This is a genomic window from Kitasatospora sp. NPDC033851 (assembly GCF_055576085.1).
The window spans coordinates 313,578-334,823 of the sequence record NZ_JBVIRL010000006.1 but is presented as its reverse complement, the minus strand read 5'-3'; the positions used below and the strand labels follow the sequence as shown (position 1 = coordinate 334,823).

23 protein-coding genes are annotated in these 21,246 nt (G+C 72.6%); 15 read left to right on the top strand and 8 right to left on the bottom strand.

The features are described from left to right. Positions 1–89: 89 nt before the first annotated feature. The 5 genes from ACZ51D_RS15155 (at position 90) to hemB (ending at position 6,109) form a co-directional block, all read left to right on the top strand. Positions 90–992, top strand: a complete 903-nt coding sequence (locus ACZ51D_RS15155; RefSeq protein WP_360495647.1) for a redox-sensing transcriptional repressor Rex — start codon at positions 90–92, stop codon at positions 990–992. A 25-nt stretch (positions 993–1,017) separates the two neighbouring features. Next, positions 1,018–2,358: a glutamyl-tRNA reductase gene (locus ACZ51D_RS15150; protein WP_360495644.1), complete on the top strand. Its 1,341-nt coding sequence runs from the start codon at positions 1,018–1,020 to the stop codon at positions 2,356–2,358. 41 nt (positions 2,359–2,399) lie between these two features. After that, positions 2,400–3,407 carry a hydroxymethylbilane synthase gene (hemC, locus tag ACZ51D_RS15145; RefSeq protein ID WP_465662493.1) on the top strand — a complete coding sequence of 336 codons (1,008 nt, stop codon included), beginning with the start codon at positions 2,400–2,402 and terminating at the stop codon, positions 3,405–3,407. Next, positions 3,404–5,053, top strand: coding sequence for a bifunctional uroporphyrinogen-III C-methyltransferase/uroporphyrinogen-III synthase (locus ACZ51D_RS15140; protein ID WP_360495638.1), 1,650 nt, complete (start codon positions 3,404–3,406; stop codon positions 5,051–5,053). Before hemC ends, ACZ51D_RS15140 begins: the two co-directional genes overlap by 4 nt. A 75-nt stretch (positions 5,054–5,128) precedes the next feature. Beyond that, positions 5,129–6,109 carry a porphobilinogen synthase gene (gene hemB, locus ACZ51D_RS15135; RefSeq protein ID WP_465662491.1) on the top strand — a complete coding sequence of 327 codons (981 nt, stop codon included), beginning with the start codon at positions 5,129–5,131 and terminating at the stop codon, positions 6,107–6,109. A gap of 171 nt (positions 6,110–6,280) precedes the next feature. Here hemB and ACZ51D_RS15130 read toward each other — a convergent pair whose 3' ends face one another. From ACZ51D_RS15130 to ACZ51D_RS15120, 3 genes are all read right to left on the bottom strand, one after another. Beyond that, on the bottom strand, positions 6,281–6,547 hold the full coding sequence (locus tag ACZ51D_RS15130) for a hypothetical protein (protein WP_465615992.1): 267 nt from the start codon (positions 6,545–6,547) through the stop codon (positions 6,281–6,283). Between the two features lie 205 nt (positions 6,548–6,752). Continuing rightward, positions 6,753–7,097: a rodlet layer protein gene (locus ACZ51D_RS15125; RefSeq protein WP_465662490.1), complete on the bottom strand. Its 345-nt coding sequence runs from the start codon at positions 7,095–7,097 to the stop codon at positions 6,753–6,755. Between the two features lie 89 nt (positions 7,098–7,186). After that, positions 7,187–7,531, bottom strand: a complete 345-nt coding sequence (locus tag ACZ51D_RS15120; protein ID WP_280675437.1) for a rodlet layer protein — start codon at positions 7,529–7,531, stop codon at positions 7,187–7,189. A gap of 304 nt (positions 7,532–7,835) precedes the next feature. Between ACZ51D_RS15120 and ACZ51D_RS15115 the strand changes: the two genes are divergently transcribed. Further along, entirely contained in the window at positions 7,836–8,525 is a 690-nt protein-coding gene (locus ACZ51D_RS15115) for a hypothetical protein (protein WP_465662488.1), read from the top strand. A gap of 106 nt (positions 8,526–8,631) precedes the next feature. Here the strand turns inward: ACZ51D_RS15115 and ACZ51D_RS15110 are convergent, their stop codons facing one another. From ACZ51D_RS15110 to ACZ51D_RS15100, 3 genes are all read right to left on the bottom strand, one after another. Beyond that, a complete protein-coding gene (locus ACZ51D_RS15110; RefSeq protein WP_465615998.1) occupies positions 8,632–9,012 on the bottom strand; it encodes a hypothetical protein in 381 nt (126 codons plus the stop codon). A 119-nt stretch (positions 9,013–9,131) separates the two neighbouring features. Continuing rightward, positions 9,132–9,401, bottom strand: a complete 270-nt coding sequence (locus ACZ51D_RS15105) for a chaplin (protein WP_465616000.1) — start codon at positions 9,399–9,401, stop codon at positions 9,132–9,134. A 109-nt stretch (positions 9,402–9,510) separates the two neighbouring features. Then, the gene (locus ACZ51D_RS15100) at positions 9,511–9,753 is read right to left on the bottom strand and encodes a chaplin (protein ID WP_465662487.1); all 243 of its coding nucleotides are present in this window, start codon (positions 9,751–9,753) and stop codon (positions 9,511–9,513) included. A 570-nt stretch (positions 9,754–10,323) separates the two neighbouring features. On the opposite strand from ACZ51D_RS15100, the gene ACZ51D_RS15095 reads away from it, so the two are divergent. Together ACZ51D_RS15095 and ACZ51D_RS15090 are read left to right on the top strand one after the other, a co-directional pair. Then, a complete protein-coding gene (locus ACZ51D_RS15095) occupies positions 10,324–10,563 on the top strand; it encodes a chaplin (protein WP_465616004.1) in 240 nt (79 codons plus the stop codon). Between the two features lie 252 nt (positions 10,564–10,815). Next, complete coding sequence (locus ACZ51D_RS15090) at positions 10,816–12,453, top strand: RICIN domain-containing protein (protein ID WP_465616006.1); 1,638 nt, start codon at positions 10,816–10,818, stop codon at positions 12,451–12,453. A gap of 15 nt (positions 12,454–12,468) precedes the next feature. Here ACZ51D_RS15090 and ACZ51D_RS15085 read toward each other — a convergent pair whose 3' ends face one another. Beyond that, positions 12,469–13,056 carry a DUF4291 domain-containing protein gene (locus ACZ51D_RS15085; protein WP_465616008.1) on the bottom strand — a complete coding sequence of 196 codons (588 nt, stop codon included), beginning with the start codon at positions 13,054–13,056 and terminating at the stop codon, positions 12,469–12,471. Between the two features lie 133 nt (positions 13,057–13,189). Here ACZ51D_RS15085 and ACZ51D_RS15080 point away from each other — a divergent pair, with 133 nt between their 5' ends. The 3 genes from ACZ51D_RS15080 (at position 13,190) to ACZ51D_RS15070 (ending at position 16,574) form a co-directional block, all read left to right on the top strand. Further along, positions 13,190–14,470, top strand: a complete 1,281-nt coding sequence (locus ACZ51D_RS15080) for a hypothetical protein (protein ID WP_465616010.1) — start codon at positions 13,190–13,192, stop codon at positions 14,468–14,470. 63 nt (positions 14,471–14,533) lie between these two features. Next, positions 14,534–15,022 carry a MarR family winged helix-turn-helix transcriptional regulator gene (locus tag ACZ51D_RS15075; protein WP_360495600.1) on the top strand — a complete coding sequence of 163 codons (489 nt, stop codon included), beginning with the start codon at positions 14,534–14,536 and terminating at the stop codon, positions 15,020–15,022. Positions 15,023–15,128: 106 nt separating this feature from the next. After that, complete coding sequence (locus ACZ51D_RS15070) at positions 15,129–16,574, top strand: MFS transporter (RefSeq protein WP_465662486.1); 1,446 nt, start codon at positions 15,129–15,131, stop codon at positions 16,572–16,574. A 114-nt stretch (positions 16,575–16,688) separates the two neighbouring features. Here ACZ51D_RS15070 and ACZ51D_RS15065 read toward each other — a convergent pair whose 3' ends face one another. Continuing rightward, positions 16,689–17,171 (bottom strand): hypothetical protein, encoded by a 483-nt coding sequence (locus ACZ51D_RS15065; protein WP_121174810.1) that lies wholly within the window; start codon positions 17,169–17,171, stop codon positions 16,689–16,691. A gap of 449 nt (positions 17,172–17,620) precedes the next feature. Here ACZ51D_RS15065 and hemL point away from each other — a divergent pair, with 449 nt between their 5' ends. The 4 genes from hemL to ACZ51D_RS15045 all read left to right on the top strand — a co-directional run bounded on the left by hemL (position 17,621) and on the right by ACZ51D_RS15045 (position 21,245). Continuing rightward, complete coding sequence (gene hemL / locus ACZ51D_RS15060) at positions 17,621–18,949, top strand: glutamate-1-semialdehyde 2,1-aminomutase (protein ID WP_465662484.1); 1,329 nt, start codon at positions 17,621–17,623, stop codon at positions 18,947–18,949. A gap of 103 nt (positions 18,950–19,052) precedes the next feature. Then, complete coding sequence (locus tag ACZ51D_RS15055; protein ID WP_465616362.1) at positions 19,053–19,703, top strand: histidine phosphatase family protein; 651 nt, start codon at positions 19,053–19,055, stop codon at positions 19,701–19,703. 154 nt (positions 19,704–19,857) lie between these two features. Further along, positions 19,858–20,475, top strand: a complete 618-nt coding sequence (locus ACZ51D_RS15050) for a TlpA family protein disulfide reductase (RefSeq protein WP_465662482.1) — start codon at positions 19,858–19,860, stop codon at positions 20,473–20,475. Continuing rightward, positions 20,472–21,245: a cytochrome c biogenesis CcdA family protein gene (locus tag ACZ51D_RS15045; RefSeq protein ID WP_360495587.1), complete on the top strand. Its 774-nt coding sequence runs from the start codon at positions 20,472–20,474 to the stop codon at positions 21,243–21,245. The genes ACZ51D_RS15050 and ACZ51D_RS15045 overlap by 4 nt, the downstream gene beginning before the upstream one ends. Position 21,246 lies beyond the last annotated feature (1 nt).

Below are 21,246 nucleotides of genomic sequence, written 5' to 3'. Positions count from 1 at the left end.
TGCGGGGACAAAACGGACACCATCTTTGTGCACACGTTCACAAACGCATAGCCTGGCTGCCAAAGCCCAGCTTCACCCACAGGAGCACCGTGGCAATCGGCCGATCACCACAGAGCAGTTCGCAGACGCCCGACCAGGGCGCCGCGCGCCGACCCTCGCGTGCCCGGGGCATCCCGGAGGCGACCGTCGCCCGCCTGCCCCTCTACCTGCGGGCCCTCACCGCGCTCTCCGAGCGCTCGGTGCCGACCGTCTCCTCCGAGGAGCTGGCCGCGGCGGCCGGCGTGAACTCGGCGAAGCTGCGCAAGGACTTCTCCTACCTCGGCTCGTACGGCACCCGCGGCGTCGGCTACGACGTCGAGTACCTCGTCTACCAGATCTCCCGCGAGCTGGGCCTGACCCAGGACTGGCCGGTCGTCATCGTCGGCATCGGGAACCTCGGCCACGCCCTCGCCAACTACGGCGGCTTCGCCTCCCGAGGCTTCCGGGTGGCCGCCCTGCTCGACGCCGACCCGAACGTGGTCGGCACCAGCGCGGCCGGCCTGCCGGTGCGCCACATGGACGAGCTGGAGTCGATCGTCGAGAGCCAGCACGTCTCCATCGGCGTGATCACCACCCCGCCCGGCGCCGCCCAACAGGTGTGCGACCGACTGGTCGAGGCGGGCGTCACCAGCATCCTGAACTTCGCCCCGACCGTGCTGACCGTCCCGGACGGCGTGGACGTGCGCAAGGTGGACCTCTCCATCGAGCTGCAGATCCTGGCCTTCCACGAGCAGCGCAAGGCCGGCGAGGAGCCGGACGACCGCGCCGAGTCGGTCCTCGACCGCGCCCCCGGCCCGGTCCGCGCGGCCGCCGCCAAGCTGCGCCGTGCGGCCGGCGGCAACGGCAAGGGCCGCGGCACCGCCGAGTCGGCGGCCAAGGACCCGGTCGAGCCGGCCAAGGGAAAGTCCGCCAAGGGCGGCGACGGGGATCTCTCCGCGGTGATGCCCGCATGAACACCGAGAGCTGTGGGGGGCGGGCATGAGCCTTCTCGTCGTAGGGCTGAGCCATCGCACGGCCCCGGTCGGGGTGCTGGAGCGCGCCGCGCTGACCGGTGACGTGCCGACCCGGCTGCTGCACGACGCGGCCGCCACCGCGACCGTCGCCGAAGCCGCGCTGCTGAACACCTGCAACCGGATCGAGCTGTACGCGGACGTGGACAAGTTCCACGCCGGCGTCGCCGAGCTGTCGCTGCTGCTGGCCCACCACAGCGGGGTGGACCTGGAGGAGCTGACCTCCCACCTGTACGTCCACTACGAGGACCGCGCCGTCCACCACCTCTTCTCGGTGGCCTGCGGCCTGGACTCGATGGTGGTCGGCGAGGGCCAGATCCTCGGCCAGCTGCGCGACGCCCTGGCCAAGGCCCAGGAGGAGCACACCGCCGGGCGCGGCCTGAACGAGCTGTTCCAGCAGGCGCTGCGGGTCGGCAAGCGGGCGCACAGCGAGACCGGCATCGACAAGGCCGGCCAGTCGCTGGTCACCTTCGGCCTGGAGCAGGTCGCGGCGGGCGCGGGCGAGATCGCCGGCAAGCGCGCGCTGGTGGTCGGCGCCGGCTCGATGAGCTCGCTGGCCGCCGCCACCCTGATCCGCTCCGGCGTGACCGACCTGCTGATCGCCAACCGGACGCCGGCCCGCGCCGAGCGGCTGGTCGAGATCCTCGGCCCGGACGTGGCCCGCACCCTGGACCTCGCCAAGGTGCCGGAGGCGCTGGCCGACGTGGACCTGGTGATCTCCTGCACCGGCGCGGCCGGCGTGGTGGTCAAGGCCGAGGACGTGGCCGCCGCCGTCGCCCTCCGCTCGGCCGCCGAGCCGCTCGCCCTGCTCGACCTGGCCATGCCGCGCGACGTCGACCACGCCGTGCACGAGCTGGACGGCGCCCTGCTGGTCGACCTGGAGAGCCTCTCCCACGCGCACGCCGCCACCCCCGGCGCCGGCGACGTCGACCAGGTCACCCGGATCGTCGCCGACGAGGTGAGCGCCTTCGGCGCCGCCCAGCGGGCCGCCCGGATCGCGCCGACCGTGGTCGCGCTGCGCTCGATGGCCTCCGACGTGGTCGCCGCCGAGCTGGGCCGGCTGGAGTCCCGGCTGCCCGACCTGGACGAGCGCTCCCGCGCCGAGATCGGCCAGACCGTCCGCCGCGTCGTCGACAAGCTGCTGCACGCCCCGACCGTCCGGGTGAAGCAGCTGGCCGCCGAGCCCGGCGGCGCCTCCTACGCGGAGGCACTGCGCGAGCTCTTCGACCTCGACCCGGCGGCCGTGCACGCCGTGTCCGGAACGCCCGTCGGCGGCGCGCCCCAGCCCTCCGCCGGGGGCACCAGATGAACCGTCAGCCATCCCACGAGTACCACCGGGACGATCACCTCATGAATGGTCAACCGATCACGGAGCAGCCCTCCGCCGCCGCACCCCTGCGGCTCGGCACACGGCGCAGCGCCCTCGCCATGGCCCAGTCGGGCATGGTGGCCCGCGAGGTGACCAGGGTCACCGGGCGCCCTGTCGAGCTGGTCGAGATCACCACCTACGGCGACACCTCCCGGGAGGCGCTGGCGCAGATCGGCGGCACCGGCGTGTTCGTCTCCGCGCTGCGGGACGCGCTGCTGGAGGGCCGGATCGACTTCGCCGTGCACTCGCTCAAGGACCTGCCCACCGCCGCCCCCGCGGGCCTGGTGCTGGCCGCCGTCCCCGAGCGCGAGGACGTCCGGGACGCCCTGGTCGCGGCCGAGGGCCTGAACCTGGACGAGCTGGTCGAGAAGCTGGCCGGCGCCGGCCGCCCGGCCCGGATCGGCACCGGTTCGCCCCGCCGGATGGCGCAGCTGAACGCCTGGGCCACCGCCCGCGGCGCCCAGCTGGAGACCGTCGCGATCCGCGGCAACGTGGACACCCGGATCGGCTACGTGACCGACGGCGAGCTGGACGCGGTGGTGCTGGCGACGGCCGGCCTGAACCGGCTCGGCCGCAGTGCCGAGATCTCCCAGCACCTCGACCCCGAGCTGATGATCCCGGCCCCCGGCCAGGGCGCGCTCGCGATCGAGTGCACCGCCGGGAACACGGCCCTGACCGCCGCGCTCGCGGCCCTGGACCACGCCCCCACCCGGGTCGCCGTGGCCGCCGAGCGCGCCCTGCTGGCCACCCTGGAGGCCGGCTGCTCGGCGCCGGTGGCCGCGCTGGCCACCTGGGGCCGGCAGAACGAACTGCGGCTGGACGGCGTGGTCGGCGACCCCGACGGCTCCGCCCTGCTGAAGATGTCCGCCAACGGTCCGATCGTCCTCGACGAGACCGCCGAGCAGCAGGCGGCGGCCCTCGGCCGCGCGCTGGCTGACCGGCTGCTCGGCGCGGGCGCGGCCACCCTGATGGGGGAGCGAGCCCGATGAGCCCCACCGCCGCCACCGACGCCCTGTTCCCCGCAGGGCAGCCCGCCACCGGACGGTGCACCTTCCTGGGCGCGGGCCCCGGCGACCCGGGCCTGCTGACCCTGCGCGCGGTCGAGGTGCTGTCCACGGCCGACGTCCTGGTCGCCGACCCGCTGACCGCCGCCGCCGTGCGCAGCCACTGTCCGGCCGCCGTGCAGGTGCACACCCCGGCCGTCGAGGGCATCGACTTCGACCTGGCCAAGGTGGTCGCCGAGGCCGTCCGCTCGGGCAAGCACGTGGTCCGCACCGTCGACGGCGACCCGGGCCTGGACGGCTGCGCCGCCGAGGAGATGCTCAGCTGCGCGGGCGACGGGATCCCCTTCGAGGTGATCCCGGGCGTCGCCCAGTCGGTCGGCGTCCCGGCCTACGCGGGCGTCCCGCTGCGCGTCGGGGCCGGCACCGACGTGCGCTTCGTGGACGGCGCCCAGCTGCTGTCCGGCGGCCCGGTGGACCTGGGCGCACCGGAGACCACCCTGGTGGTCCGCACCACCCTGGGCCAGCTGCCGGCCACCGCCAACGCGCTGGTCTCCAACGGGCGCAAGCCGGACTCGGCGCTCAGCGCGACGCTCTCCGGCACCACCACCCGCCAGCGGACCTTCACCTCCACGCTGGCCGGCATCGCGGCCGACCTGAAGGCCGCCCGGGTGCTGCCCTCGCCGGTCTCCGCCCCGGTCGACCCGGCCACCTCGGTGATAGCCGTGGTGGGCGAGCAGGTCGCCCACCGGGCCTCGCACTCGTGGTTCGAGACCAAGCCGCTGTTCGGCTGGAACGTCCTCGTGCCGCGCACCAAGGAGCAGGCCACCGGCCTGTCCGAGCAGCTGCGCTCGTACGGCGCGGTGCCGCAGGAGGTGCCGACCATCGCGGTCGAGCCGCCGCGCACCCCGCAGCAGATGGAGCGGGCCATCAAGGGCCTGGTCACCGGCCGCTACGAGTGGATCGCCTTCACCTCGGTGAACGCGGTGCGCGCCGTCCGGGAGAAGTTCGAGGAGTACGGCCTGGACGCCCGCGCGTTCGCCGGGATCAAGGTCGCGGCGGTCGGCGAGACCACCGCGCAGGCCCTGGTGGACTTCGGCGTGAAGCCGGACCTGGTGCCCTCCGGCGAGCAGTCCGCCGCCGGTCTGCTGGAGGACTGGCCGCCGTACGACCCGGTCTTCGACCCGATCGACCGGGTGCTGCTGCCGCGCGCCGACATCGCCACCGAGACCCTGGTGGCCGGCCTGGTCGAGCTCGGCTGGGAGGTCGACGACGTGACGGCGTACCGGACGGTGCGCGCCTCGCCGCCGCCGGCCGAGACTCGTGAGGCGATCAAGGGCGGCGGCTTCGACGCGGTGCTGTTCACCTCGTCCTCGACCGTCCGGAACCTGGTCGGCATCGCGGGCAAGCCGCACAACGTCACGGTCATCGCCTGCATCGGCCCGGCCACCGCCAAGACCGCCGAGGAGCACGGCCTGCGGGTCGATGTGATGGCCCCGGCTCCGTCGGCCGCCGCGCTGGCCCAGGCCCTGGCAGACTTCGGGGCCAAGCGCCGCGACACCGCGACGGCCGCCGGTGAACCGGTCTACCGGCCCAGCGAGCGCCGTCCCGGTTCGCGCCGCAAGGCCCGCTGAGGGCCCGCCCCAACCCCGGCCGGGGGCGGCGAGCCGTCGCCCCCGGCACTGCACAACCGTTCGGAGAGAGAAGCCGTGTCCGCTGAATTCCCGTACGTACGCCCGCGCCGACTGCGGCAGAGCCCGGCGATGCGCCGCCTGGTCGCCGAGACCCGGCTGCACCCGGCGGAGCTGATCCTGCCGCTGTTCGTCCGCGAGGGCGTCAGCGAGCCCGTCGCGGTCAGCTCGATGCCGGGCGTGGTCCAGCACTCCCGGGACACCCTGCGCAAGGCCGTCGTGGAGGCGGCCGAGGCGGGCCTGGGCGGCGTCATGCTGTTCGGTGTCCCGCAGGTGCAGGACGCGATCGGCAGCGAGGGCACCAACCCGGACGGCATCCTGCAGCAGGCGATCCGGGACGTGGTCTCCGAGGTCGGCGACTCGCTGGTGGTCATGTCGGACCTCTGCCTGGACGAGTACACCGACCACGGCCACTGCGGCGTGCTGGCCGCCGACGGCAGCGTGGACAACGACGCCACCCTGGAGCGCTACGCCGAGATGGCCCGGGTGCAGGCCGACGCCGGCGTCCACCTGGTCGGCCCCTCCGGCATGATGGACGGTCAGATCGCCGTCGTCCGGCGGGCGTTGGACGAGGCCGGCCACCAGGACGTGGGCATCCTCGCCTACACCGCCAAGTATGCCTCGGCCTTCTTCGGCCCGTTCCGCGAGGCCGTCGGATCCTCGCTCAAGGGCGACCGCAAGAGCTACCAGCAGGACCCGGCCAACGCCCGCGAGGCGCTGCGCGAGCTGGAGCAGGACCTCGCCGAGGGCGCCGACCTGGTGATGGTCAAGCCGGCCATGGCCTACCTGGACATCCTGCGCCAGGTCGCCGACGCCTCCCCGGTGCCGGTCGCCGCGTACCAGGTGTCCGGCGAGTACGCGATGGTCGAGGCGGCCGCCGCGAACGGCTGGATCGACCGGGAGCGGATGATCATGGAGACGCTCACCTCGATCCGCCGGGCCGGCGCCGAGCAGATCCTCACCTACTGGGCCGTCGAGGCCGCCGCGATGCTGAAATAGCTGTCATTCGCCCGCTCGCCTCGGGGGTGCTCGGGGCGGGGACTCGCCCGCTCGCCTCGGGGGTGCTCGGGGCGGGGACTCGCCCGCTCGCCTCGGGGGTGCTCGGGGCGGGCGGACCAAGCGCAGAAGGCCGGGCCGCTCCCCGTCGGGGGCGGCCCGGCCTTCCGGGTTCTACTCCCAGCCGTTGACGTGGGCGAAGCCCTCGCCGCGGCCCGTCAGGTCGGTGGAGGTGGCGGCGCCGCAGCCGAAGCCGCCCGCGGTGGTGTTGCTGGTGTGGGCGAGGCCGAAGCCCTCGCCGGCCACGAACGGCTCGTCGGCGGTGGCGACGACCGCGCCGCCGCCGACCAGGCCCACGTGGGCGAAGGCGGGGGTGGCGGCACCGGCGAGTGCCAGCGCGGCGGTGGCGGTCAGCGCGGCCTTGGCCAGCATGCTCTTCATGGATCTGCCCTCTCTCTGGGAGCGCCCGCACGGGCGCTCTGACACGTGTTCACATCCGGCCGCTCGGCCCGACGCCCCGCCGGGCCGGACGGCCGGTCACCCGGCCGGTCCGCTGCTGCGGCCGACCGGACACTTCGTCCGCCAAGCCCGGAGGGCCCGGGGAGACCTTCCTCCCCGGGCCCTCCGTCCGTGCGGTGCCCCTTGATCAGCCGATCAGGTGCGAGATACCCGCGTCGCCCGAGGACTGGGTGTTCTGGCCGACGTTGCAGATCTGCTTCGGGGTGCTGTTCAGGATCGGCACCTCGATCGGAACCGCGGCACCGGCAGCGGCGATGGCGATGTTGTGGATCTCGGGCAGGCAGATGTTCGGGTTGTCCAGGGTGTGGAAGTTCGGGCTGCCGTTGCCGTGGGTGCCGGTCTGGTTGGTGCCGCCGTTGCCCTGGACCGTGGTGGCGGCGCCGTCCGAGTCGACGATGGCGGAGGCCGAGCCCGCGGACATCGCGATGGCGGCGGCGGCCAGGCCGGCGGCGGCGAGGGACTTCTTGATCATTTCCGGTTTTTCCTCTCGAAGGGTGAATCGGGGGACGATTCGAAGGGTGGTTCAGGGGCCCTGCAGGGGAGTGCAGTTCTGGGGGGGCGTCAGCCGACCAGGTGGGAGACGCCCGCGTCGCCGTGGCTCTGGGTGCCCTGGCCCTGGGTGCAGTACTGCCTGCCACCGCTGTTGGCGATCGGGACCTCGACCGGGATGGCCAGACCGACCCCGCTCACGGCGATGTTGTGGATCTCGGGCAGGCAGATGTTCGCGTTGTCCAGGAAGTGGAAGTTCGGGCTGTTGTTGCCGACCGTGCCGGTGAAGTTGGTGCCACCGTTGCCCTCGATGGAGGCGGCGGCGCCGTCCGCGTCACCGATGGCCGAGGCGGGCGCGGCTGCGGCGGCCAGCGCGGCGACGGCCAGGCCGGCGGCGGCGAAGGACTTCTGGATCATGGGGAGATCCCTCTCTGAAATGCTCTTGGTTTCCGTGCGTACAACGCGTAGAACGAACGCTCAGACCCGGTCTGCAGTCACTGACGTCCAGATCAAAGAATGACGGCACGGAAGGTTACGGGGATTTTTGAAAAGAGTCCGGGAGGCGCGGCGACAGGGGGTTTCCGGTCGGATTATTGGGCCGAACCAGTTAACCGGCGCAATCCGCGCTCCCGGTCACTCGTTGAGACAGATTGTTTTCCGGCTGCGCCCGCGTAGCCGTTCCTCAGTGAACCCCAGTACGGACAGCAGAACGGTGAAAAGCATGAAGTTCTCCAAGCGGGCCGGCGCGATGTTGCTGGCGGTCGGTGCGGGCATGCTCGCCTCCCAGGGACCGGCCTGCGCCGCCCCGGTCGGCCTCGACCACGTCGGAGCCCTGGAGGACGCGCTGGCCACCCAGCAGGTCCCCGCGGACGTGCCGCTCACCCCGCTGGGCAGCCATGTCTCGGCCGGCATCCCGACCTCGCTGCTCATGCCGCCGGTGCCCGGCCGGACCACCAGCACCAGCACCGAGCTGGTCCCGGAGCGGATCGTCCCCCAGCTGAGCACCGGCAAGGTCGGCCCGAGCGCCAAGGCCGAGCTGCCGCTCCCGCTGGTCGACCAGGGCGCCGACCTCGGCCAGGTGCTGCTGGACGCCCCGACCGCGCCGCTGCACGCCGACACCCCCGGCCTCAGCCTCGGCAAGCCGCTCTCGCTCGCCCAGGACGGCGCCGGCCAGCTCGCCGACGGCCGGCTCAAGGTCGGCGAGGTCGACCCGAGGCTGCTCACCGGCGCCGTGCAGGCCGTCCCCGGGGCCAGCGCGAGCCTCGGCGGCGACGACCAGCGGCTCTCCGTCACCGACGAGGTGAACGACCTGACGGCGACCACCGCCGCCACCACCGCCGGTGTGGTGCAGCAGACCGGACTGTCCGACCCCGCAGCCGCCACCGCGACCGCCACCGGGGTGCTGCAGTAGGCCGGGCTGACCGGCCTGACCCAGCTCTGACCAGCCGTCGGGCGCACCAGGAGCCCGGCACCCCGCCGCGCGAGCGGGGTCCCGGGCTCCTGGTGCGCCCGACGGCTCAGCCCGGCAGGGCGCCGGTCAGCCCGCCGACCAGCGGCAGGTCCTTGACGCCGCCGCCCGCGCTCAGCGGACCGGTCAGCGTGCCGGTGCCGACCGGGGCCAGGCCCTGGTCCGGCTGGACGGTCGCGCCGTTGTTGAGCACGTCGGCCGAGGAGTTGGCCCACGGGTCCAGGCGCAGGCTCTTGAGCGGCGCGACGCCGTAGCCGAGCCCGGCCGTCGTCCCGTTCAGTGCCTGCCCGACGTCGGTCTTGGCCAGCGAGGCCGGGCCCGCCGCGGGCGGCTGGCCCGAGGCGGTGGCGGCCTGCGCGGAACCGGCGCCGAGCAGTACTGCCGCGCCGACGGCGGCGGCCAGGCCCGCCCCGCTCTTCATCGAAACCATGCGGATCACCCTTCGGTGGATCGGTGTCCCGGACGGTCGGAAGTCGCCCGGGGATGCCGAACTGCCCCCCGGCCGGCTGGTCGGGGGGCAGTTCGGCCGGAACACGTGCCGATCGGGGATCAGCAGTCGTCCGCGGGCTTCGGGTGCATCTCCACGTTGGCGCAGCTGTTGCCGAACGCCGGGTTCAGCAGGCCGCCCGCGCTGATGGTGTTGCCGCACAGGTTGAGCGGGATGTGGATCGGCACCTGGATCTGGTTGCCGGAGAGCACGCCGGGGGAGCCGGCGGCCACACCCTCGGCGCCCGCGCTGGCGGCGGCGGAGCCCGCCGCGCCCAGCACCAGGCCGGCGGCGGCGGCGGAGAGGATGGCGACCTTCTTCACGTTCTGCATGGGGGTTGATCTCCTCGATCACACATGGTTGGAGCGTGCCGCCCCCCGGCGCTGCGGAGCGCGGCACGTGCTCGGTGAATCAGCTGTCGCCGGTGCGGCGACCGCCGGTTCAGCCGGCGTTGACGCAGGTGTTGCCGAACGCCGGGTTCAGCAGGCCGCCCGCGCTGATGCTGTTGCCGCACAGGTTGATCGGCACGTGGATCGGCACCTGGATCTGGTTGCCGGAGAGCACGCCGGGGGAGCCGGCGGCGACGCCCTCGGCGCCCGCGCTGGCGAACGCGCCGCCGGCGGCACCGAGCACCAGGCCGGTGGCGGCCAGCGACAGGGCGGCGGCCTTCTTGAGGTTACGCATGAATTTCCTCCGAGTTTCTGCCCGACGGAAGGGAAATGTCGGGAGCCGGGCGAGCACGAATACTCGCCTGATGGCTTCAGGGATCGCCGTGATTGTCACTCCGACGGCGCACACCGGCGTGTTCCGCCCATGGCTCGGGCGTCGACGCAGCCGCCGCGTTGTTTCCGGTGCCTCGCGAACGATTTCCGCGCGGCCGGGAACGATTCGGACAAAGGCGCGACCGGGAATTCCCGGTCAGGCGTTCAGGCGGTGTCGTCGAACGCCGGGTTCTTGGGGGGCCCGCCACGTCGACCGACTTGCCGGTGGCCTCGGTGCCGACGGGCCGTGGGCGAGCTGCGCATGGGCGGTACTCGATTTCATTGAGTAGGGCCGGTTGGATCGTCTTCGCCAGGGAGAACGAGGCGGCGCGCGGGGGGAAACGGTCCGGCCCGTCGATCACCCGAATGCCGGTCAGAGGCTCCGCTGCTCCGGACGGGTGACAGTGCGCGCACCGTCGCAACCGGTCCGGACGGGTGTCGTTCTTGATGTCGCACTCCCCGTGCATCTCTGTTGAACAGTCAGGAGGCTCACATGAGCATCAAGAAGACCGCCGCCGTCGGCGCGGCCGTGGTGGGCATCGTGGCCGCCGGCGCCGGCACCGCGATGGCCAGCTCCGGCGCCGAGGGTGTTGCCGCCGGTTCCCCCGGTGTCATCTCCGGCAACCAGATCCAGGTGCCGATCCACATCCCGCTCAACCTGTGCGGCAACACCGTCGACGCCGCCGGCCTGCTGAACCCCGCGTTCGGCAACCACTGCGCCAACGTGGGCTGAGTCCACACCCGGTTCGGCCGGTGAGAGCCGCCGTTGCGCGTTTCCCTCCTGGGGCGCGGAACGGCGGCTCTTCTTTCTGTGCCCGCACGTTCCGGTGGTCGCGCGGTCACGCGGACTGCGTGTCAGAAGTCTTGTTGGACTACTTGTCAGTACCTAGAATCCGAGTCCTGCTCACCTTCCTGCTCTCCCCTTGGTCCGCGCCGCTCGGCGCCCACCCGGCCGGGCGGTTCCCCACCCCGCAAGGAGTCGCGTGTGATCAGGTCCCGCCTGTCGGCGGCGCTCGCCACCGGCGCCCTCATAGCCACCCTCGGCCTGGCCGGCGCCCCCGCCGCCCTCGCCGACTCCGCCCCCGCCCCGGCACCCGGCGCCGTCAAACCGGCAGCGGTCGTCGCCCTCGGCGACAGCGCCATCTCCGGGGAGGGCGCCGGCACCGACACCGGCGACGGTTACTTCCCGGACACCGACAGCCCCACCGACTACTGCCACCGGCACCCCAAGTCGGAGATCTTCGTCACCGACATCCCCGGGGTCACCCCGATCGACCTCGCCTGCTCCGGCGCCCAGACCGGCGACCTGGTCAGCGACCCCGAGCTGGCGAAGATCACCGGCGCGGGCAGCGGCGACTTCGGCGAGCCCAAACAGGACGTCAAGCTCGCCGACGCGGCGTCCAAGTACGACGTCAAGCTGGTCGTGGTGACGATCGGCGCCAACGACGACTTCGACTTCAGCGGCATCATGATGCACTGCCTGGCGCAGTACTTCCCGGTCCCCAAGGACCAGGGCTGCCGCGACACCATCGGCAGCGACGAGATCCTCCGGCGGGCCAAGGGCGTCCAGCCCAAGGTCGTCGCGGCGCTGCAGAACATCCGGCAGACCATGCGCAAGGCCGGCTACGCCGACTCCTCGTACCAGCTGGTCTACCAGTCGTACTTCAACCCGATCACCCCGGACATCCGGCGCAACGACTACCTCGGCAAGGTCGCCGACGGCTGCCCGGCCTTCCCCGAGGACCTCGCCTGGGGCCACAACTGGGTGGTCCCGACCCTGAGCGACGCGCTGCGCGGCGCGGCCGAACAGGTGCCCGGCGTCCGGTACCTGGACCAGCGGCGGGTCGCCTTCGGGCACGAGGTCTGCGCGGAGTGGACCAGTTCCCCGTACGAGTACTCGAACGGGGACGTCATCAACCTCTCCGAGTGGGTGCGCAACGGCTGCGACTCGCAGATCGGCATCCCCGGCCTGTGCATGAACATGGTCCGCCAGTCGTACCACCTGCGGGTGGCCGGCTACCGCGGCGAGGGCGTCTGCCTCGGCCAGTTCTACGCCCGGCCCGAACTGACGCAGGCCTACTGCACGCTCAACCAGCAGAACACCACGTCGATCCAGCCGCTCACCCCCGGGAAACCCTTCGGTGACGGCCCCGAGGACGGCGCCTGGTACCAGCTGACCAACGCGGGCACCGGCAACGCCCTGGACCTCACCGGCGGCGGCACCTACGGCGACTCCACCAACGGCCGGGCCGCCATCAGCTATCCGGCCGGCGGCGGGCTGAACCAGTCCTTCGTGCTGGAGGCCAAGGCCGGCGGCAGCTACGAACTCGACTTCAGCGGCAACCGCGACATGTGCCTGGACGCCAACGCGGCCGCCACCGCCCCCGGCACCCGGATCCAGCAGTGGCGCTGCAACGGCGGCGGCAACCAGCACTGGGTGTTCAAGCCGGCCGGCGACGGCCGCTACAAGATCGCCGACTCCCAGGACCAGAGCAGGGTCCTGGCAGCCGGCAGCACCCTCGACGCCAAGGGCAACCCCTACGTCGAGCTGGCCACCGACACCGGCGCCGCCAACCAGCTCTGGCAGCTCACCAAGCTCGGCATCGTCTACGTCCAGGGCTGACCCCCCGGGCACCGCTCAGGCCGTCGCCGCCCCCAACCGGGCGGCGACGGCCGCACCCACCGGGTACGGCGTCTCGACCGGCAGCAGCGCCGGGTCCCGCTCCAGCCGCACCCGCCCGGCCAGCTCGGTGACGTCCGAGATCCGCCGGATCCACTCGTCCGCGTACCGCCGCACCGCCTCGCCGCGCAGTCCGACCTGGACCGCCCGGTGGTCCAGCGGCCGCAGGTGGAGGTCGCGCTCCGGGTCCCACTGCACCCGGACCGGGCTGTGCCGCAGCTCCCGCTTCCACGCGGCCTGCGAGTCGTGCACCCGGCCGGTGTAGGCGCTCAGCACCGCCTGCTCCAGCGCCCAGTCGAAGCCCTCCCGGCTGATCTCCAGCGCCAGCACCCGCTCCTGCCCGGGGCTCCTTCCCCAGTCGCTGCGGTGCATCATCCAGAGGAACGACGGCTTGATCCAGGTCATCCGGTCACGCTTGAACGCCTCCGGGAACCGCCCGTCGGCCGCCGCGGGCTCGGCGATCTCCGGTGGAAACGCCTGGTAGACGGTGATCGTGTCGGCGGTGTGGGCGGCCCGGATCCGGCGGGTCGGCGGGGTGCTCGGCATACCCGGAATCGTCGCGGGCGCCGCCGCCGGGGCGCCAGCGGTTTTCCCGCCGGGGGTGTGCCGTAGGCTCACGGGAAAATCGTTGCGCCGGAGCCGCGCGGACCACGAGCGGGGCGGGGAGTACCCAGAGCAGATGAGCACGGCATCGAGCACCGAGTCGTCCAGCACCGAGCCCGGGGCGTCCGCCGCGGCGACGCCGGCGCCGTCCGAGGAGCGGACGGCCCAGCGGCCCGGGCGGTTCGGGGCGCTGGTGGACCGGTTCGCGCCCGCGCTGGGCGCGTACGCGGTGGTCAAGGCCATCGGCCTGACCGTCTTCATGCTGTTGCTCTCGCACACCGGCGACTACCTGAAGAAGCAGCCGGGGCGCGGCGGCGGCGCCAACCCCTGGGACGTGCTGAGCACGTGGGACGGCGTCTGGTACCAGCGGATCGCCGACAACGGGTACGACCCGCAGCTGATTCCGCTGCACGGCTTCCCGCTGGCCACCTACTACGAGAACTCGGCCGCCTTCTTCCCGCTCTACCCGTGGCTGATGCGGCTGGTCGGCGCGGTCACCGGGCTCGGCTCGTACGGTTCCGGGATCGTGGTCTCGGTGCTCGCCTCGCTGGTCGCGGCGGCCGGGATCTTCGCGATCGCCGAGCGGCTCGGCGGTTTCCGGGCGGGTGTGACGGCCGCGGTGATCTGGGGCCTGTTCCCGGGTTCCGGCGTGGAGTGGGCGGTCTACTCGGACTCGCTGTTCGTGGCGCTGTCCGCCTGGGCCTGCTACTGCGTGATGACCCACCGCTGGCTGACGGCCGGTCTGCTGGCGCTGGTGGCGGGCCTCAACCGGCCGACCGCCGCCGCGCTGATCGCCGCCGTGTCGATCGCCGCGCTGGTCGCGCTGGTGCGCCGGACCGACGGGGTGGCCCGTCCGCTGACCGCGATGCTGATCACCCCGTGGGGCCTGATCGGCTTCGTCGCCTGGGTCGGCTGGAAGATGGGCGACTGGGGCGGCTACTTCAAGCTCCAGCGGGGCGCGTGGAACCGCTACTTCGACGGCGGTGCCTCCACGCTCCGCACGATCATGGACGTGATCACCGGCCACTGGGACTTCTGGCAGTCCAACCCCGTCCCGGACCTGATCGCCATCGCCCTGCTGATGGCCCTGCCCGGACTGCTGGTGCTGCTCTGGCGGGCCCGGCCGCCGCTGGTCCTGTGGGTCTACACCGCGCTCACCATCGCCACCGCGCTGAGCAGCAACCAGATCTTCGGCAACATCTCGCGGTACCTGTTGCCGGCCTTCCCGCTCTGCATCGGCCTGGCGTTCGCGTTGCGCCGGGTGCGGGTGTCCTCGCTGGTCGGGCTGTTCGCGATGCCCGTGATCGCGGCCGGGTGGTACGCCGGGTATGCGCTGTTCGAGTTGGGCATTCCGTAGACCCGGCGTTGGTTGGCAACGGGATCATCCGGCAGCAGACGGGCCGTTGCTAACCTCGGACGTATGACGACGACCCCGCCCGTACGGCAGATCCGCGACATCTCCGGCCTGCTGGACCACGCGAGCCACGTGCTGGCCACGCGCATGTCGGCCGCTTTCACCGAGCTCGGGATCACCCCCCGCGCGTACTGCGTGCTGTTCCACGCGCAGGAGGCCGAACGCACCCAGATCCAGCTGGCCGAGCTGAGCGACCTGGACAAGACCACGATGGTGGTCACCGTGGACGAGCTGGAGAAGGCGGGCCTGGCCGAGCGCCGCCCGTCGGCGACCGACCGCCGGGCCCGGGTCATCTCCGTCACCGAGGCGGGCGCCCGCGCCGTGGTGCAGGGCACCGCGATCGCGGACCGGGTGCACCGTGAGGTGCTGGAGTCGCTGCCGCAGCCCGAGCGCGAGGTGTTCGTCTCGGCGCTGTCGCACCTGGTGGACGGCCCTCTCGCGGAGCCGGTGGAGAGCGACCGCACCGTACGCCGGGCCCGTCGTTCCCGCGGGTAGGCCCACTTCGCCGAGCACCTCGCACACCTGATCCCGAGATAGATAGTCCCGAACAAAACAATCTGATAGCGTTCTACTCGGTACTCGACGAACCGGGAGAACCGCCATGACCACGCACGCCCCGGCCGCACCCCTCGCGGCCCTCGCCACCCCCGCCCGCTCCCGCACCCTCGCCCTCGCGGTGCTCTGCGCGGGAATGCTGATGATCATCCTGGACGGCTCGATCGTCACCGTGGCCCTGCCGGCCATCCAGGAGGACCTCGGCTTCTCGCCGTCCGGGCTGACCTGGACCGTCAACGCCTACCTGATCGCCTTCGGCGGCCTGCTCCTGCTGGCCGGCCGGCTCGGCGACCTGATCGGCCGCAAGCGGGTCTTCGTCGCCGGGCTCGCCGTCTTCACCGCCGCCTCGCTGCTCTGCGCCGTCGCCACCAGCCCCGGGCTGCTGATCGGCGCCCGCTTCCTCCAGGGCGTCGGCGGCGCGCTCGCCTCCTCGGTCAGCCTCGGCATGATCGTCACGCTCTTCCCCGAACCGCGCGAACGCGGCCGCGCGATCGGCGCGTTCAGCTTCGTCGGTGCGGCCGGCGCCTCGATCGGCCAGGTGCTCGGCGGGGTCCTCACCCAGGCCCTCAACTGGCACTGGATCTTCCTGATCAACCTGCCGCTCGGCATCGCCGCCGCCCTGCTCGCCGTCCGGGTGCTGGAGTCCGAGCGCGGCCCCGGCCTGCGGGCCGGCGCCGACGCCCTCGGCGCCGCGCTGATCACCGCCGCCCTGATGCTCGGCGTCTACACGATCGTCGGCACCGGCGAGCACGGCTGGGCCTCCGCCCGCACCCTCGGCCTGGGCGCGCTCGCCGTCGCCCTGCTGGCCGCGTTCCTGTGGCACGAGGGCCGGGCCGACCAGCCGCTGCTGCCGCTGCGGATGTTCCGCTCCCGCAACGTCTCCGGCGCCAATCTCGTCCAGGTCCTGACCATCTCCGGGATGTTCGGCTTCCAGATCCTGGTCGCCCTCTACCTGCAGAACGTCCTCGGCTACGGGGCCGCCGCCACCGGCCTCGCGATGCTGCCGGCCGCGGTCGCCATCGGCGCGGTGTCCCTGCTGCTCTCGGCCCGGCTGAGTGCGCGCTTCGGCGAGCGCCGCGTCCTGCCGGCCGGTCTCGCCCTGCTGGTCGCCGCGCTCGGCCTGCTGGCCCGGCTGCCCGCCGACGCCGACTACGCCGTTCACCTGCTGCCGACCATGCTGCTCGTCGGCGGTGGCGGCCTGGTGCTCTCCACCCTCGCCGTCCTCGGCATGTCGGGCGCCGGTCCGGACGACGCGGGCGCCGCCTCCGGCCTCTTCAACACCACTCAGCAGATCGGCGGCGCGCTCGGGGTCGCCGTCCTCACCACCCTCGCCGACGGCCGCACCGCCACCCTGGCCGCGGCCGGGCAGGCCGGCGCCGACGCCCTTGCCGGCGGCTTCCGGCTCGCCTTCGGGATCGCCGCCGGCCTGCTCACCGCGGCGCTGCTGGTCGCCGCCACCGTGCTCAAGTCGACCGCCACCGAAGAGAATTGATGTCAAGTCGACTCGCCTCACCCCGGCCCGTGTCCAGCGGTTCGGGGCGCGGCGCTGCGGCCATTGCCGCGGTCGGCGTCACGGCCGGTGTTGCGAGCGGCGTCACGGGTGGCCTTACGGCCAGACCAGGCAGTACAGCTGGTGCCCGGCGTCGTGCAGCCGGTTGGCGAAGTCCTGCCACTCGTGCAGCATGCTGTAGATCACGAAGGCGTCCCGCGGCCCGCGCCGGTCCGGCACGGTGGACCAGATGAAGGCGGCGGCGCCGAGCTCGGTCTCGTCCGCCTTGCGGAGCGGTTCGACGACGTTGTGGGGGAGTTGGACGACGGCGTAGTCCGGGTGCAGCACGACGAGTTCCAGCGGGGGCACCTGGTGCAGTGGGACGCCCTGGATCCCGGTGAGGACCATGGCGCTCATGGTCTCCGGCTTGATCTTGGTGGAGAGGTGGCCGGTGGGGGAGCCGCTGGTCTCCATCAGGTCGCCGAGCCGCCCCAGCGAGCCGAGTTCGCCGGCGTCCAGGCCGAGTCCGCCCGGGCCGAGGGCGGTGGGGACTCTGGCGGCGGTGGCGCGGTCGGGGGCGCCGAAGTATTTGTACGTCACCCCCACGCGTCCCTCACCCCGCCTCTCGCCGCCGCGGCGACCACGTCCCGTACCCGCTCCCGTACCCCCGCGTGCGGTCTCGGCGGGCCTGCGGGAGCCCCCCGCGGCCTCGTCGTAACCGTCCTGCGCCTCGGACACTCGGACCATCCTCACCGGAATTCGCCGGAATCGACAGACCCCCGCACGTCCGGCGTCCCTCCGGACGTGCTCCTTACCCGTCATGCGCCGCCGTACCCACTCGCGGTACGCGGCAGTCCTCTCCACACCCCTGTACACAAACCGGAGCGCTCGCGCACTCTGTGTACACAGTCTGACTGGTCCGTCCTCCGGAGCGCTCAGCGGCCCCGTCCGTACGGACTGTACGGACAACCGTACAGACAACGGTGCCCGGATCATCGTTCCAGATGATCGGGTCCGACATGCAGAGGGCAAGGACACGATTTGAGACCATGTCTCCCGTGAGCTACCCGTACGAAGCCCCCCAGTCCCAGTCGCTGTTCGATCGCGCCTCCGTGGTGACGCCCGGCGGCGTCAACTCCCCGGTGCGCGCCTTCCGCGCGGTCGGCGGCACGCCGCGCTTCATGGTGTCCGGCACCGGCCCCTACCTGACCGACGCCGACGGCCGCGAGTACGTCGACCTGGTGTGCTCGTGGGGTCCGATGATCCTCGGCCACGCGCACCCCGCGGTGATCGACGCCGTCCAGCGGGCCGTCACCCGCGGCACCTCCTTCGGCACGCCCGGCGAGGGCGAGGTCGAGCTGGCCGAGGAGATCGTCGCCCGGGTCGCCCCGGTCGAGCAGGTCCGCCTGGTCTCCTCCGGCACCGAGGCCACCATGTCCGCGATCCGGCTGGCCCGCGGTTTCACCGGCCGGGCGAAGGTGGTGAAGTTCGCCGGCTGCTACCACGGTCACGTGGACGCCCTGCTGGCCGCCGCCGGTTCCGGTGTGGCGACCTTCGGCCTGCCGGACACCCCGGGTGTCACCGGCGCCCAGGCCGGCGACACCATCGTGCTGCCGTACAACGACCTGGCCGCCGTCGAGCAGGCCTTCGCGGCGCACCCGGGCGAGATCGCCTGTGTGATCACCGAGGCCTCGCCCGGCAACATGGGCGTCGTCCCGCCGCTGCCCGGCTTCAACGGGGGCCTGGCCCGGCTCTGCCGGGACAACGGCGCGCTGTTCATCTCCGACGAGGTGATGACCGGCTTCCGCGTCTCCAAGGCCGGCTGGTACGGCCTGGAGGCCGCGAACGAGGGCTGGGCGCCGGACCTGCTGACCTTCGGCAAGGTCATGGGCGGCGGCTTCCCGGCCGCGGCCTTCGGCGGCCGCGCCGACGTGATGGCGCACCTGGCCCCGGCCGGCCCGGTCTACCAGGCGGGCACCCTGTCCGGGAACCCGATCGCCACCGCGGCCGGCCTGGCCCAGCTGCGCGGCTGCACCGACGAGGTGTACGCGAAGGTGGACGCCGTCGCCGCCGAGGTGTCCGGCCTGGTCGCCGAGGCGCTCGCCAAGGAGGGCGTGGCGCACCGGCTGCAGACCGCCGGGAACATGTTCTCGGTGTTCTTCACCGACGCCGCCGTGACCGACTACGACCAGGCGAAGGCCCAGGAGGCGTACCGTTTCACCGCCTTCTTCCACGCGATGCTGGCCGAGGGCGTCTACCTGCCGCCGTCCGCGTTCGAGTCCTGGTTCGTCTCGGCGTCCCACGACGAGCGGGCGATCGAGCGGATCGCCGCCGCCCTGCCGGTCGCCGCGCGCGCCGCTGCCGCCGCCACGGCCTAGTCGCCACGGCCCGGTCGCGAGACCGGCCGCCACGGCCCAGTCCACCCCGAGCCCCAGGAGCAGTTGAGAAGTGAGCGCCAAAGAGATCACCGTCGTCCACCTGATGCGGCACGGTGAGGTGCACAACCCGGAGGGCGTCCTGTACGGGCGGCTGCCGGACTACCACCTGTCCGAGCTGGGCCGGCGGATGGCCGACCGGGTGGCCGAGGACCTGGCCGGCCGGGACATCACCCACGTGGTGGCCTCGCCGCTGGAGCGGGCCCAGGAGACCGCCGAGCCGATCGCCAAGGCGCACGGCCTGGACGTCGCGGCGGACGCGCGGCTGATCGAGGCCGAGAACATCTTCGAGGGCAAGACCTTCGGCGTCGGCGACGGCTCGCTGCGCAACCCGGGTTACTGGAAGTACCTCACCAACCCGTTCAAGCCCTCCTGGGGCGAGCCGTACCTCGACCAGGTGGTGCGGATGATGGGCGCGCTCGGCGCCGCCCGGGACGCCGCGCGCGGGCACGAGGCGGTCTGCGTCAGCCACCAGCTGCCGATCTGGATCGTCCGGTCCTTCGTCGAGCGCCGCCGGCTCTGGCACGACCCGCGCAACCGGCAGTGCTCGCTGGCCTCGCTGACCAGCTTCACCTTCGAGGGCGACAAGATCGTCTCGGTCGGCTACCGCGAGCCGGCCCGCGACCTGCTGCCCGCGCACCTGGTGGGCAAGGGCCGCAAGGGCGACAAGCCGGTGGGCAAGAGCTTCGGCGCCTGACACTCGCGAGCGCCTCCGTAAGCGGTGCGTAAGTATGACTTCGGGTCACCCGGCGAGCGCCGGGTGATCCGATTTCGTCGCAGGTCAGAGGGGGTGCGACGCGCAAGGCAGGACCCCCCCGAACCTGCCCGGAACTCCATGCGAAACTTTTCACATGTCTGCCATGGCGCGCCCCCGTCCCCGTGTCGCCGCAGCCGCCGCCGCCACCGCCGCGGCCGCTGCGCTCGCCCTCACCGGCTGTTCCTCCTCGGGCTCGTCCGGCGGCGGCGCGGGCCAGGTCGGCTTCGTCACGGTCAAGGGCACCAACCTGTCGAAGGCGGACGCCGGCAAGCGCGGGGACGCGCCGGACATCTCCGGGGAGACCCTGGAGGGCAGCCAGACCAAGCTCTCCGACTACCGGGGCAAGGTCGTCGTGCTGAACGTCTGGGGCTCCTGGTGCGGGCCCTGCCGGGCCGAGGCGAAGAGCCTGCAGGCCGTCGCGGACAAGTACAAGGACCAGGGCGTCCAGTTCCTCGGCGTCAACACCCGGGACACCGAGAAGACCAACGCCGTCCGCTTCGAGCAGGAGCAGGGTGTCACCTACCCGAGCATCTTCGACCCGGCCGGCACCCAGCTGCTCAAGTTCCCCAAGGGCAGCCTCAACCCGCAGTCCATCCCGACCACCCTGATCGTCGACCGCGACGGCAAGCTGGCCGCCCGCGCCGTCGGCGGCACGACCGAGGACGCGCTGGAGTCGATCCTGCAGCCGGTGGTCGTGGAGCAGAAGCAGTGAGCCTGCCGCAGCAGCTCGCCGACAACACCGGCACCCTCCAGAGCGGAGCGCTGCTGGTGGCCGCGCCGATCGCGCTGGCGGCCGGCCTGGTGTCGTTCTTCTCGCCCTGCGTGCTGCCGCTCGTCCCGGGCTACCTGTCGTACGTGACCGGCTTCTCCGCGGCCGACCTCGCGGACGCGCGCGGCGTGCGGCGCGGCCGGATGGCGCTCGGGGCGACGCTCTTCATCCTCGGTTTCACCGCGGTCTTCGTCTCCGGCGGTGCGCTGTTCGGCCAGTTCGGCGACACCCTGCAGGAGCACAAGCGCGTCATCTCGATGGTCCTCGGCGTGGTGACCGTCGTGATGGGCCTCGCCTTCATGGGCCTCGTCCCCGGCCTGAGCATGCGCGAGGTGCGCTCCCACCGCCGTCCGGCGGTCGGTCTGCTGGGCGCCCCGCTGCTGGGCGTGGTCTTCGGCGTCGGCTGGACGCCCTGCCTCGGCCCGACCATCGCGACCGTCCAGAACCTGGCCCTGAACCAGGCCGACGCCGCGCGCGGCGCCATGCTGATGACCTTCTACTGCCTGGGCCTCGGCGTACCGTTCATCCTGGCCGCGGTGGCCTTCCGCCGGGCACTGGGCGCCTTCGGGTGGGTCAAGCGGCACTACCCGCTCGTCATGCGGATCGGCGGCGGCATGCTCGTCGTGGTCGGTCTGCTGCTCGTCACCGGGATCTGGGATTCCTGGATGAGCGAACTGCAGTCCTGGACCGCCGACTCCTCGATCGGAATCTGAC